General features: G+C 51.3%; 11 protein-coding genes. 1 reads left to right on the top strand and 10 read right to left on the bottom strand.

The annotated features are described in order from the left end of the window. Window positions 1-10 precede the first annotated feature (10 nt). From PHU49_08775 to purE, 8 genes are all read right to left on the bottom strand, one after another. A complete protein-coding gene (locus tag PHU49_08775; GenBank protein MDD5244098.1) occupies window positions 11-2194 on the bottom strand; it encodes a 2Fe-2S iron-sulfur cluster-binding protein in 2184 nt (727 codons plus the stop codon). Further along, entirely contained in the window at window positions 2191-4071 is a 1881-nt protein-coding gene (locus tag PHU49_08770) for an NADH-quinone oxidoreductase subunit NuoF (GenBank protein ID MDD5244097.1), read from the bottom strand. Before PHU49_08770 ends, PHU49_08775 begins: the two co-directional genes overlap by 4 nt. Further along, on the bottom strand, window positions 4064-4513 hold the full coding sequence (locus PHU49_08765) for an NAD(P)H-dependent oxidoreductase subunit E (protein ID MDD5244096.1): 450 nt from the start codon (window positions 4511-4513) through the stop codon (window positions 4064-4066). Before PHU49_08765 ends, PHU49_08770 begins: the two co-directional genes overlap by 8 nt. A 240-nt stretch (window positions 4514-4753) precedes the next feature. Continuing rightward, a complete protein-coding gene (locus PHU49_08760; protein MDD5244095.1) occupies window positions 4754-6286 on the bottom strand; it encodes a YifB family Mg chelatase-like AAA ATPase in 1533 nt (510 codons plus the stop codon). Between the two features lie 81 nt (window positions 6287-6367). Beyond that, on the bottom strand, window positions 6368-7450 hold the full coding sequence (locus tag PHU49_08755) for a mannose-1-phosphate guanylyltransferase (GenBank protein ID MDD5244094.1): 1083 nt from the start codon (window positions 7448-7450) through the stop codon (window positions 6368-6370). Between the two features lie 11 nt (window positions 7451-7461). Continuing rightward, the gene (locus PHU49_08750) at window positions 7462-8199 is read right to left on the bottom strand and encodes an NAD-dependent deacylase (GenBank protein ID MDD5244093.1); all 738 of its coding nucleotides are present in this window, start codon (window positions 8197-8199) and stop codon (window positions 7462-7464) included. Window positions 8200-8265: 66 nt separating this feature from the next. Then, the gene (locus PHU49_08745; protein ID MDD5244092.1) at window positions 8266-9243 is read right to left on the bottom strand and encodes a P1 family peptidase; all 978 of its coding nucleotides are present in this window, start codon (window positions 9241-9243) and stop codon (window positions 8266-8268) included. Window positions 9244-9332: 89 nt separating this feature from the next. Next, complete coding sequence (gene purE, locus PHU49_08740; GenBank protein MDD5244091.1) at window positions 9333-9833, bottom strand: 5-(carboxyamino)imidazole ribonucleotide mutase; 501 nt, start codon at window positions 9831-9833, stop codon at window positions 9333-9335. 148 nt (window positions 9834-9981) lie between these two features. Between purE and PHU49_08735 the strand changes: the two genes are divergently transcribed. Further along, complete coding sequence (locus PHU49_08735; GenBank protein MDD5244090.1) at window positions 9982-10668, top strand: Crp/Fnr family transcriptional regulator; 687 nt, start codon at window positions 9982-9984, stop codon at window positions 10666-10668. A 337-nt stretch (window positions 10669-11005) separates the two neighbouring features. Here the strand turns inward: PHU49_08735 and PHU49_08730 are convergent, their stop codons facing one another. Together PHU49_08730 and PHU49_08725 are read right to left on the bottom strand one after the other, a co-directional pair. Further along, complete coding sequence (locus PHU49_08730; GenBank protein ID MDD5244089.1) at window positions 11006-12067, bottom strand: AI-2E family transporter; 1062 nt, start codon at window positions 12065-12067, stop codon at window positions 11006-11008. Window positions 12068-12160: 93 nt separating this feature from the next. After that, window positions 12161-12517 (bottom strand): YtxH domain-containing protein, encoded by a 357-nt coding sequence (locus tag PHU49_08725; GenBank protein ID MDD5244088.1) that lies wholly within the window; start codon window positions 12515-12517, stop codon window positions 12161-12163. Window positions 12518-12525: the final 8 nt, after the last annotated feature.

Here is a 12525-nt window from a genome sequence, read left to right as displayed (position 1 = left end):
CTCGATGATCTTATTCATGACGCCTCCTTTCCTCGATGGCCTTCATGCCGGACACAACCGACGCAAGCGGGGTCCCCCGGTAGGCCTCCTCACGGGGCTTCCGGGATTGTTTTGCATGTGATGGGATGACGCCCCCGGCTTTTTCTCCGCCTTCTTTCACAACGACCTTCACAAATTCAAGGGCTTTCTTCATACCAAAAAATCCTTTTATCTGTTTTTTTATATCCCCTTGTATTGCATGGACAGAACTATATTTGAATGTCCCTTTTCGCAGTTTTTCTGCTACCCTTGACATGATCCACCAGTCAGGTTTTGACTTCATGAACGGCTCATAGGCCTTCTGTATATTAAGGACCCTTCCTTCAGCATTTATCGTGGTCCCGGAGATCTCTGTAAACATACATGCAGGGAGGATCAGATCGGGTCTCCGGTCGCCCTCCGGCGGTAATCCATTCTGATAGATCAGATAGTCGCATGGCGGGATCATATCCGGTTGCGCCTCCCCGATGACGTAGACAACCTTTCGTTTCCTTTTCAGGTCAGGTAAAATGGTCGCGCCCTTCACTGCCACGGCGCTCCTTTTACCCCCGTCTTTCAACACCTCGCCCGGCATTATCCCCGGGAATGTCCCTGTTGCGAGCATACCGAGCAGGTTGGTATAGGGGTGGGCAACGATGACCTTCCAGTGGTAGGTATCTCTTAATTTGATGACCCTGTCAAAGATCTCGCGGCGTACCGGATCAAAGATGCAATCAGGCCCCACAACGACAACGTTCGTCGCTCCGTTTCCCGACATCGCCTTCCCCAATGTGTCGATCACGCCTGCCCAGCGGGAAGGTTCTGTCTGGTGCACCGTTTCCGCGAGCAGGTCGAGGTTCGATTCATAGGAGCCGAGAGTAACAAGGTTGGCGCCATTCCTGGCAGCGGCTTTGACCTGTATCCCTATGGGGGCAAACCCGTAGGTTGAATCAAATCCGATGGTGAGGATGCACTGCGCCTTGTCGATCACATCATAGGGGCTTGCGTGCATAACCAGGTCCAGAAACGGCATAAGGTCTGCTCCAAGGTCGGTGATCAGCGACGAGAAGATCTCTTCGCTTTTCATGACCTCCCGCGCAAACCTCTGTGCAGTGAAGAGATCTTCGTTGCACAGTTGAGGTGAGACCATGATGAGAAAATCCTCAGGCTTGATACCCGAAAGCCTCTCCTTCGCTTCGTCAATCGCCTGATCCCAGGATATATCCTCATACCCGACAGGTGTGAGCCGCTGCGGGCTTACGTATCGTTTCGCGCTGTGGACATATTCCGGTATGGCAAAGCGCCCTTTCACGCATAGCAATCCCCGGTCAACAGGGGAATCGTAATCGGGCAGCGCGTCGATGGTCTCATCATTCTTTACCTGGAGGATCACCTTACAGCCGACAGGGCAATAGACACAGGTCGTGCCGACCTGACTGTCCGGTTTCCCGTACCATTTGCTTACCTTTGTGCTCAACGCACCGGTGGGGCAGACGGTAACACAGGCGCCGCAAAACTCACATCCCGCATCGAGGTGTGTCCGGTCAAAGGCCGGACCAACGGTCGTCTGTTTGCCCCTCTGTTTGAAGCTGAGCGTCCCGTTGAGACGCACATCATTGCAGACACGGACACAGCGGCCGCAGAGGATGCAGAGATTATAGTCGCGGTCATAAAAGGGGTCGTCCTTTTCAACGGGAAAATTCCGGTAATAGACCGGGTACGATGTCTCTGTGAGGCCTACCTTCTCGGTAATGAGCTGGAGCTCACAGCGGTTATCATTGGGACAATAACGGCAGCCCGTCGTGACGCCTACCTTCCGGATCGTCCCCTGGTAGTCCTTGCATTCTTTCTGTTCCGTACAGAAAAGGCAGCTTGCCGGATGTTCGCTCAGGAGGAGCTTCAGCACCTCCTGCCGTAACGACCGTATCTCCGCTGTATCGGTGCGAATGACCATCCCGTCTTCAACGGGGGTCGTACAGGATGTCGGGAATCCCCGTAAACCATCCACCTCAACGACACACAACCTGCATGCGCCGTAGGAGGGCAGATGTTCGAGGATGCACAGCGATGGGATATAGACGTCGTTTTCCCGCGCTGCCTGGAGGATGGTAATATTCGGGCGAACCTCTATCTTTTTGTTGTCAATGGTAATGAATAGCCTTTTTTCTTTTGTCATGTTGTCTTCTCCGCTGACCGAATAACAATTGCGTCTCCTGCAATTGCATCATGCCGACAAACTTCGTAACAGGAACGGCACTTGATACACTTCGTCGCATCAAGGTTGTGTGGTTCTGACCGCGGGCCCGTAATCGCCCCCGTCGGGCAAACCCTGACGCATGACTGGCAACCGGTACACTTTTCCTTAATAACCCGGTACTCGATGAGATCTTTACAGACCGTTGCACGGCACCGGTGATCTTTAATATGGTCAAGGTACTCATTCCTGAAGTACCGGAGCGTCGTAAGCACCGGATTCGGTGCAGTCTGGCCAAGGCCGCAAAGCGCCCCTTTCTTGATGGTATCACCGAGGGTCCTCAGTGCCAGGAGGTCTTCCGGATTCCCCTCGCCATGGGTTATCCTGTCGAGGATCTCCACCATGTGTCTTGTGCCGACACGGCAGGGCACACATTTCCCGCAGGATTCCTTCTGGGTAAAATCAAGAAAATACTTAGCAATGTCAACGATGCAGGTATCATCGTCCATGATGATGAGACCGCCGGAGCCCATGATCGAACCGGCAGCGGCGAGTGATTCATAATCAACAGGGAGATCGAGGAATTCCTCCGAAAGACACCCGCCTGACGGGCCTCCTGTCTGGATAGCCTTAAAGTTCTTCTGGACGCCTCCACCGATATCGAAGATGATCTCCCGGAGCGGCGTCCCGAGCTGGACCTCGATCAGGCCGGGGCGGCGGATCTTGCCGACGAGAGAGAAGGTCTTTGTACCCCTGTTGCCTTCCTTCCCGAACTTGTTGTACCACTCGGCCCCGTTCCTCAGGATATTCGGCAGCGTTCCCAGGGTTTCTACGTTGTTGATGATCGTAGGGGACTTGAAAAGACCCGATACTGCCGGAAAAGGCGGACGGGATTTCGGCATACCCCTCTTGCCCTCTATGGAACCGATGAGCGCCGTCTCTTCGCCGCATACAAAGGCCCCTGCGCCTTCCTTGATCCTGATATCGAAACTGAAACCGGAACCAAGGATATTCTTTCCAAGCACGCCGTATTCCCGCATCTGCTGAATGGCGGCTTTTAAACGGTCTATCGCAAGGGGATATTCGGCCCTGATGTATACGATCCCCTTACTCGCCCCGATAGCGTAACCGGCGATAAGCATCCCTTCGAGGACCGCGTGGGGATCAGATTCAATAAGGGACCTGTTCATGAATGCGCCGGGGTCCCCTTCATCGGCATTGCAGATCAGGTATTTCTGTTCGCCCGGCGAGTTCCTGCAGACGGTCCACTTCCTGAAAGTCGGAAACCCGGCGCCTCCGCGACCGCGAAGGCCTGCCTGATGGACTACACCTATGACATCCTCCGGCTTCATCTTCAGGGCATTCATAAAACCCTGGTAACCGTCTACTGCAAGGTATTGGTCAATGTCCTCGGGGTCGATGAGACCGCAGTTCCGAAGGACGATCCGTACCTGAGGTTTCAGCATCGGCAGCTCATAGAAAGGCTGTATCCCGTCAAGGGGTTCCTTGCCGAAATGGCCGAGGGCGAGTTTCGCGTGAGGAACGCCTTCCAGGAGATGGGATTTCAGGATCATGGAAAGTGTTTTGGCATTGACGTTGCCGTAGCTTACCCGCGGCTGCCCCGGCATCTTGATATCAATGAGCGGCTCAAGGTAGCACGGCCCGATGCATCCTACCTGCATGACCTTCGCCTTGACGTTGTGCTCCTTCAGATATGCGTTGATCTCTGTTAAAAGGTCAAGGGCGCCGGCAGCCCTCCCGCATGAGGCAGCCCCCACATAGATGATCGGTTCCTTGTTATCCTGGAGCAGCTCCCATTTTTTCTTTGCCGATACAATGTGTTTGGTTAGCTTATTCATATTCTTTCAATAGCTCCGTTAATCTGTTCACTGTCATTCTGCTGTAGATGTCACGATCGATCTGAACGACAGGAGAAAGCGCGCAGCATCCCAGGCATGCAACGCGTTCGAGGTCGTAACGTTTATCGTCAGTTGTCTGTCCGCAACTGATACCCAATCCCCTTTCCAGCATCTCAAGCAAGGTCGCGCCTCCCCGGACATGGCAGGCCGTTCCGAGGCACACCTTGACTCCATGACGACCCGGCTCAGTAAAACGAAACTGCGCGTAGAACGATGAAACGCCGTAGATCTGGTTCTCCGAAACCTTGAGGTAACGGGAGATCTTCTTCACCGATTCGGGCGCTATATAGCCAAACTCCTTCTGAACATCCTGCAAGATCGGTATCAGCTCATCAGGCGTCCGGCCATGTTTTTTAAGGACCTTTTCGATTGTTTCAGGCATAGTGATCTCTCCCACGCCACCATAATGTGGCAGATTTAGAATATAGAACAGACATCATATGGATTGTGCTCCAAGATGATCCTTGGAAAGATAACGGTTAGGTGGTGCTCTGTGTCCCCTGACACTTCCCACTGTAACCCCCTTTATCATGTTTTTTAATAAACGGTCAAATGTATGTCAAGAGAAATATGAAAAAAATGTATACATTTTTTGATCGTGGATTGGTATTTCCCTTTTCTTTTAAATTGTTAGCCGTTTATCGAGCACCCTGTACTGGATTGCCTCCGCGATGTGTGGCTCTTCGATGCGGTCGCATCGTTCGAGGTCGGCGATGGTGCGGGCAACCTTCAAAATCCTGTGGTAAGCACGGGGGGACAGACCGAATTTTTCAACGGCCTTCTCTAAGAGGTTCCCTGCGTTTCCGTTGAGAGTGCAGTATCTTTTCACCATCCTTACGGCCATCTGACTGTTGGCATAAATCTTCCTGTCGCGGAACCTGCCTTCCTGTATGGTTCGCGCGTCAGTGACCCTTTTTCGTATCCTTTCTGAAGGCTCCTCTTCCCTGTCCAGAGAAAGTTCCCGTATCGTAACGGGAGGCACCTCGATATGTATGTCCATCCTGTCCAGAAGAGGTCCGGAGACCTTTGATCTGTAGCGGTGTATCTGGGATCCGTTGCATATACAGGCCTTTCGCGTGTCCCCGAAATAACCGCAGGGACATGGGTTCATGGCGGCTACAAGCATAAACCGCGCGGGAAATGTAATGGTGTGGGTAACCCTTGAGATGGTCACGTGTCCGTCTTCCAGCGGTTGGCGGAGGGCGTCGAGGGCATTCCTTTTGAACTCCGGAAATTCATCAAGAAACAAAACGCCGCCATGGGCAAGACTGACCTCCCCGGGTTTTGGTACGTGGCCGCCGCCTATCAAGCCGGCATCTGAAATGGTATGATGAGGGGCCCTGAAGGGCCTGTCGGTCAGGAGGGATCCGCGGGAGCTCAAAAAGCCGGCGATGCTGTGGATCTTTGTCGCTTCAATTGCCTCTTCATAGTGCAATCGGGGGAGGATCGTCGGGATCCTCCTGGCAAGCATTGTTTTGCCTGAGCCCGGAGGGCCTATCATGAGGACGTTATGACCACCGCTTGCAGCGATCTCAAGGGCCCTCTTTGCCTGCGGCTGTCCCTTGATGTCAGAAAAATCAAGACCATCTTTGCGGGTGTCGACATCCCCTGGTCCGCTGTGGGAGGCAAAACTCTGCAGGTCGTTTTCCCCTTTGAAAAAATGGACAATGTCGAGTATATGACTGGTGCCGTAAACCTGGATACCCTTTACGATAGATGCTTCGTGTCCATTCTCCAGGGGAACAATTATCTTCCTGTATCCTTCCTTGTTCGCAAGCATCGTAATAGGCAAAATACCACGGACACCCTTGATCCTTCCGTCGAGTGACAGCTCACCGGCAACGAGATAACCACTGACCTCCTCTTCTTTCATGATCCCCATGGCGGTGAGGATGCCAATGGCGATCGGCAGGTCAAAAGAGGAGCCTTCTTTCCTGACATCGGCCGGGGCAAGGTTTATCGTAATGCGGTCATTGGGGAATTCAAAGCCGCTGTTTTTTATAGCGGCCCTCACCCGTTCTTTGCTCTCCCTGACAGAGGTCTCCGGCAATCCTACGATGCTGAACGCCGGCAGTCCATAGGATATATCAACCTCCACATCGATCTTGATGCCGTCTATACCATATACTGTGGCTGTAGTAACCTTTGAAATCACCTGAAATCCCCCCTTGTTTTGTAAAAGTAAAAATCAGTAGGCAGTACGCACTATGCAGAAAGGTTTTTTATGTTTATCTACCTACTTCCTACTGCTTACTTTATCTGCTTTTGCCGATAGTCTTTGGGCTATCTCCCTCACTTCCTGTACCCTGTCGATATCACAGACAAGGATACCGTTTTTCGTGGCAACGATGACAAGGTCGGAGACCCCTATGGTACCTATCGCCACATCGCCGCCGTGGATCACGCAATCCTTTGTGTCAACGCTGATGATGTTGCCTGTTTTGTAATTGCCGTGTTCGTCGGGTTTGGACACCCGCGAAAGCGAGGTCCAGGTACCGATATCGTCCCATATAAAACGCGCAGGGACCATCAGTACATTGCCGGCCTTTTGCATCAGTCCGTAATCTATCGAGAGCTTTTCGAACCCCCTGAAGATCCTGCTGATCATCGCCTTTTTGTTTATATCCGGACAACTGCTGATTTGCAGCAGCCCTTTATGAAGCTCGGGCATATGGTATCTCATGGATTCCATAATGGTCTTTGCCTGCCATATGAAGATACCTGTATTCCAGTAATAACTTTCATCCTTACAATATGTCTTTGCGCGCCGGATGTCCGGTTTTTCAACGTAATGCTCCACCCTGCAGTATTGAACATCCTCTGTTGGATGAAACTTCTCAGAGACACGGATGTAACCGTATCCTGTTTCGGGCCTTGTCGGCCTTATCCCGATAGTAACAAGGTGGTCGCCTGTCTGCGCAACCTTCACCCCGTCTTTGATGGTCCTTGCGAACCCATCGATATCCGTTATGTAATGGTCTGCCGGCAGGACGATCATGGTGGCTTTGCTGTCCTTCCTCAGGAGGGCTATCGCCGCGAGGCCGATGCAGGGCGCCGTATCCTTGTCTTCAGGCTCAACAATGAAATTACTTGGCGGCAAGGAAGGAAGTTGCCGTCTTGCAATGGCGAGGTGTTTCCTTTCGAGGACAATACTTATATTCGTTTTCGGGACAATCCTCACCGCCCTTTCGACCGTCAACTGGATGAGGGTCTTGCCGCCGGTTACGCTCAGGAATGGCTTGGGGACGCTGCCGGTACTCAGTGGCCAGAATCGTTCCCCTTTGCCTCCTGCCATGATTACAACGTATGTGTGTTTCATGATAAAAATATCTATTCCATCAGTTCCACGATCTTCGGCAATACCTGGGATGCTGTTCCGGAGAGAAAGTAATCGGTGATCGACGAGGTGAACGGCGTTGACTCAACGTTTACCTCAACGATCGTCGCCCCGTTGGATTTGGCGACATAGGGGATATCGGCGGCAGGGTAGACAACGCCTGATGTGCCTATAATAAACATGACCTTGCATTTATTTGCTTCTTCATTGGCCCTGATCATCTCGACCATCGGGATACCTTCGCCGAAAAAGACCACATCCGGTTTTAGCGCCTTGTTGCACTTCTCGCACCGGGGATAGGGATAAACACCCACCAGTTCAGGGGTAAGGGGGACGCGCTTTCTGCAACTCATACAGACAAGCCACCGGTGATTACCGTGATATTCTATGACATTCGTATTGCCGGCAACATGGTGAAGGCCGTCAACGTTCTGGGTGATCACTGCTTTCAGAAAACCTTTCTTCTCAAGGTTATTCAGGGCAACATGCGCGGGGCTTGGCTCTGATTGAAAGATAACCTCCGACATCTCCCTGAGCATGACCCAGACCTTTTCCGGATCACCGGCAAATGCGTTGATATGGGCATACTCCATCGGGTCGTACTTTTCCCATAATCCCTGGCCGCCACGAAATGCGGGTATCCCGCTTTCTACCGATATGCCGGCGCCGGTAAAGGCAACAACATGTCCACGCTCCCTGATCAATCCGGCAATCTTTTGATAATCATCCATATTCTTCTATCTCCTGCAGGCACTACGACCGGGGTTCAAGCTCCAGCTTCTCCGTTCATCTATTCATCAGGTTGTCTTCCAGCCTTTGGTAATATCCTTGAAGGCCGGAATAATCCCAAAACCATCGGCCTTTTTGACCGCCCTTTTAATCGCCTCGGCAATAACGAACTCGCCAAGAACGCCGACCTTGTTGATATCCGCCTCAACGGTCCCCGCAGAGACCGCAAAAACAAGATCGCCATCGAATGTCGTATGGACAGGACTTATTGTCTTGATAAGCCCGCCCTGAGCCATCTGCGCGACCTTCGTTATCTCCCGCTTGTTAAAACGTGCGTTCGTTGCCACAACGCCAAGTGTCGTATTCACGATACCAAACTGTTTTTTCACATGTCCCTGTTTTATACTGTTGACCGTATTGGCAAACTCCAGGCTCTTTTCCGCGGTCCTGGCGCCAACGATGATCTTTCCGGTAACATTATCGATAATATCCCCAAAGGCATTGACAACAACGAGAGCGGCCACCTTCAGGCCGTCGGGCATTATAATGCTGCAGGTCCCGAGCCCTCCCTTCATTGCCCTTGGGAGCTCGAAGAGCTTGCCCACCGTGGCTCCCGTACCCGCTCCAACGCTTCCCTCCCCTACCTCCAGCCCGGCGTTCAGACAGGCCTGATAGCCCATCTCAGGGGTCGGTCTTGCCTTCGGGTTGCCCATAAAGAGGTCAAATATCACTGCCGTAGGGACAATCGGGATTTTTGCGATGCCGACATCAAAACCGACACCTTTCTCCTCGAGGAAGCGGACAACACCGGTTGCAGCATCGAGACCAAAGGAACTGCCGCCGGAGAGCAGGACGGCATGCACCTGTTCAACGATATGGCTGATGTTGAGTGCATCCACCTGCCGTGTGCCGGATGCGCTTCCCCGTACGTCTATCCCGCATACCGCACCATTTTCACAGAGAATGACCGTGCAACCGGTGCAGCCGACGGGATCGGACACGTGTCCTACTTTTATACCCTCAATGTCAGTTATGGAATTTAACATGTTAAAAACCTTATCAGATGGTTAATCCCTTGTCAATTCTTTGCATACGTTTGAAGCATACTTCAGGTCTCCCGTGCAATGTGCCATCGTTACTTTTTAAAAGACCTCTTGAGTTTTGCAGCCTTTTTCTCATTCTCCTCTTTCAGGCCGTCTCTCATCTTCCTGATCTTCAGGTATATCTCATCATGCTTAATGGAGAGTATTGTGCATGCAAGAATGGCTGCGTTTTTTCCTGCGTCAAGGCCCACCGTTGCCACCGGAATACCCTTTGGCATCTGTACAATCGAGAGGAGGGCGTCTATGCCCTTGAGGGCTCCACTACTTGTCGGGACCCCTATGACAGGCAGGGTCGTGTGTGACGCGATGACGCCGGGCAGGTGAGCAGCCATGCCGGCAACGGCGATGATAACCTCGATACCCTCTGAACGGGCATTCTTTGCATGCTGGGCCGTTTTATCCGGATTACGGTGCGCAGAGGATATATCCACCTTGAAGGGTACGCCAGCCTCTTTGAGAAATTGCAGCCCCTCTTCGATAACGGGGAGATCACTTTCACTCCCCATCAGGACAAGGATCTTTGGTTTTTTCATGGTCTCTCCTTTTGCGTGCGTCAGATATGCATCCCCGTGTCAATGTACCACTATTCATCATACATGAAACAATCGTTTTTTTCTATAATGATATAAAGGTAAGCTTCGTGTTGTATTTTTTTTTCACCGGTTGTATAAAAAGGGTAGCATGAGAGTTCATGATTTTCTCGCAAAAAACCCGCTCTTTCAGGGGTTGCCCGAATCACAGATCGATAAACTGACCAGGATAGTTACGGAACATTCTTTTACCAACGGACAGATGATCTTTACCGAAGGTGATAAGGCAGATGGTTTTTATATAGTTGTCACGGGTCGCGTGAAGATTTACAAGCTATCGCCGGAAGGCAAGGAGCAGATACTCCACGTTATCGAACCCGGGGAACCTTTCGCGGAGGTTGCCATGTTCTCCGGGGGCACACTTCCTGCGCACGCCGAGGCCCTCAGGGAAAGCAGGATTGTCTTCATACCGAGGGCGGCCTTTATAGCGCTTATTCAACAGGACCCGTCCATCGCGATGAATATGTTCGGAACGCTTTCCATACGCCTCAAACGCTTCACCAGCCTCATCGAGGATCTCTCGCTTAAGGAGGTGCCCCAGAGGCTGGCAGCGTACCTTCTCTATCTCAGCGGTGACAAAGATAGCCAGGAGAACTTCGAGCTGACTATCTCCAAGGGACAGCTGGCAAGTCTTCTGGGAACCATCCCTGAAACATTATCACGGATTCTCAAAAAGATGGTTGACCAGGGTTGCATTGCCATGAAGGGGCGCACGATAGAGATGCGGGACAGGGAGATGCTGGAGGCGCTTGCCGCAGGAGAAAGATCCTTGATGTAGCCCGTAGGTCATAGCTCATGGCTGATAGCTCATGGCAAATTCTAAATTCGAATATCGAAGCACTAAACAAGTTCAAATGTTCAAATATCAAAATAGTTAAATTAGATAGCCTTGTCATTGCGAGCCCGCAGGGCGCGGCGCAGTGTCATTGCGAGCGAAGCGCGGCAATCTCATTCAATAGATTATACTCTGAGATCGCCACGTCGCTTCGTTCCTCGCGATGACAATACGTTTCGAACATTTGATATTTGTATTTTAATATTGTTTAGGATTTGGTGCTTAGGATTTCGTGCTTGTTTCCGCTATGAGCTATGAACTATGAGCCGTGAGCGATATTCTATTTCCCATGCCGCTCCATCAGCTCTTCTTCCGTATATCTGAAGATCTCAAAAACCGACACGAAGAGGGCGAGCACGAGAGGTCCCATAATAAAACCGATAAAGCCAAAAAGCTTGATCCCCCCGAGTATGCTGAAGAAGATGGCCAGGATCGGCATCTGCATCTTACCGCGGATGATGAGCGGCCTCAGGACATTGTCTGCCGCACTGATGCCAAAGACACCGATCAGCATCAGGATGATGCCTTTCCAGAGATGGCCCTGTAAAAGAAGATAAAGCACGGCGGGCCCCCATACCACAAAGGTGCCGACCAAAGGTATAAAGGATGCAATGAACATGGCAGTTCCCCATACAACAGGGGACGGCACCTTCAGGATGGCAAAGGCAAAGCCCCCTATAATCCCTTGAACTACCGCAACGGTCACGCCGCCATATATCGTGGAAACAACGATGCCTTTTGTCTGCGTAAGGATCTTTTCTTTCTGCTTCTTCGAAAACGGCATATAGTCCCCTACCTTTTCTACAAACCTGGGACCGTCTTCGAGAAGAAAAAATATGGATAATATCATGAATATGAAATCGATTGCCGCGGACGCAATATTCCCCAGGCCGCTTTTGATGAAGCCCGTGGATGCCTTGCCGATCTGGGAGATCATATCAATGAGGACCTTCTGAAATTGCCCTTCAGACACGTTGAAGAAGGAGAGCATCTTGCTCAACATGTCATTGATATAGGGGTGCTGCATAATGGTGCCCATAGGATCGAGGGTTCCTTGTTCAATCTTTCCCATCATTGCGACGATTTCCTGCGTCAGAATGAAGGAAAGGTAGGAAAAGGGCCCAAGGATAAGGAGCAGGATGATAATGAGGGTTATCAGGGAGGCCAGGTGTTTCCATTTCAGGCGCTTGAGGATGAAGGCATAGAGGGGATAAAACACTATGGAGAACACAATGGCCCACATGATGGAAGACAGAAAGGGTTTCAGGATGAGGTAGCTCAGGTAACCAAGCGCCAGAACAAGAAACGAGAGGATGATGAAATAAAACCTTTTATCTGTCATTGTTCAGGCAAAATACCGTTACGAAAACCTTCTGCCTTCTGTATTGGCTTCTCCTGATAAGCTTTGCGCACCTGAAAAAGAGGGGACCGGTTGTTAAGATTTTTTCTCTTTTTCGTACGCTTCCTTGCCGGCCTCGACCGCTTTTGAGATGATAGATTTTTCCTTTTCTACGAATTCCTTTCCCTTGTCAACATAATCTGCAATCAGGGTCTTCTCTTTTTCCAGGATCTCCTTTCCCTTGTCAACATAGGTGGTCGCCTTGCCCTTTACCTGCACTATGTAATCTTCGGCCTTTTCTTTCGCGTCTTCGGCAAGTTCCTTTATCTTTCTACGTGTCTCCTCACCTGTTTTTGGTGCAACGAGCAGTGCAACGCCGGCACCGACAATTGCACCGAGGAAGAATGTAAGAAGAATAGACCCGGCACTGTATCCGCTATCCTGTTGTCCCATGTGTTACC

The sequence above is a fragment of the Syntrophorhabdaceae bacterium genome (assembly GCA_028713955.1).
GTDB lineage: Bacteria > Desulfobacterota > Syntrophorhabdia > Syntrophorhabdales > Syntrophorhabdaceae > UBA5609.
Note: the sequence above shows the minus strand (reverse complement) of the source record. Positions and strands in the feature narration are given on the sequence as shown.

Excerpts from the sequence above, each read along its gene's own strand:
- PHU49_08775 (MDD5244098.1), bottom strand. The coding sequence starts at position 2,194 with ATGACAAAAGAAAAAAGGCTATTCATTACCATTGACAACAAAAAGATA.
- PHU49_08770 (MDD5244097.1), bottom strand. The coding sequence starts at position 4,071 with ATGAATAAGCTAACCAAACACATTGTATCGGCAAAGAAAAAATGGGAG.
- PHU49_08765 (MDD5244096.1), bottom strand. The coding sequence starts at position 4,513 with ATGCCTGAAACAATCGAAAAGGTCCTTAAAAAACATGGCCGGACGCCT.
- PHU49_08755 (MDD5244094.1), bottom strand. The coding sequence starts at position 7,450 with ATGAAACACACATACGTTGTAATCATGGCAGGAGGCAAAGGGGAACGA.
- PHU49_08750 (MDD5244093.1), bottom strand. The coding sequence starts at position 8,199 with ATGGATGATTATCAAAAGATTGCCGGATTGATCAGGGAGCGTGGACAT.
- PHU49_08745 (MDD5244092.1), bottom strand. The coding sequence starts at position 9,243 with ATGTTAAATTCCATAACTGACATTGAGGGTATAAAAGTAGGACACGTG.
- purE (MDD5244091.1), bottom strand. The coding sequence starts at position 9,833 with ATGAAAAAACCAAAGATCCTTGTCCTGATGGGGAGTGAAAGTGATCTC.
- PHU49_08735 (MDD5244090.1), top strand. The coding sequence starts at position 9,982 with ATGAGAGTTCATGATTTTCTCGCAAAAAACCCGCTCTTTCAGGGGTTG.
- PHU49_08730 (MDD5244089.1), bottom strand. The coding sequence starts at position 12,067 with ATGACAGATAAAAGGTTTTATTTCATCATCCTCTCGTTTCTTGTTCTG.
- PHU49_08725 (MDD5244088.1), bottom strand. The coding sequence starts at position 12,517 with ATGGGACAACAGGATAGCGGATACAGTGCCGGGTCTATTCTTCTTACA.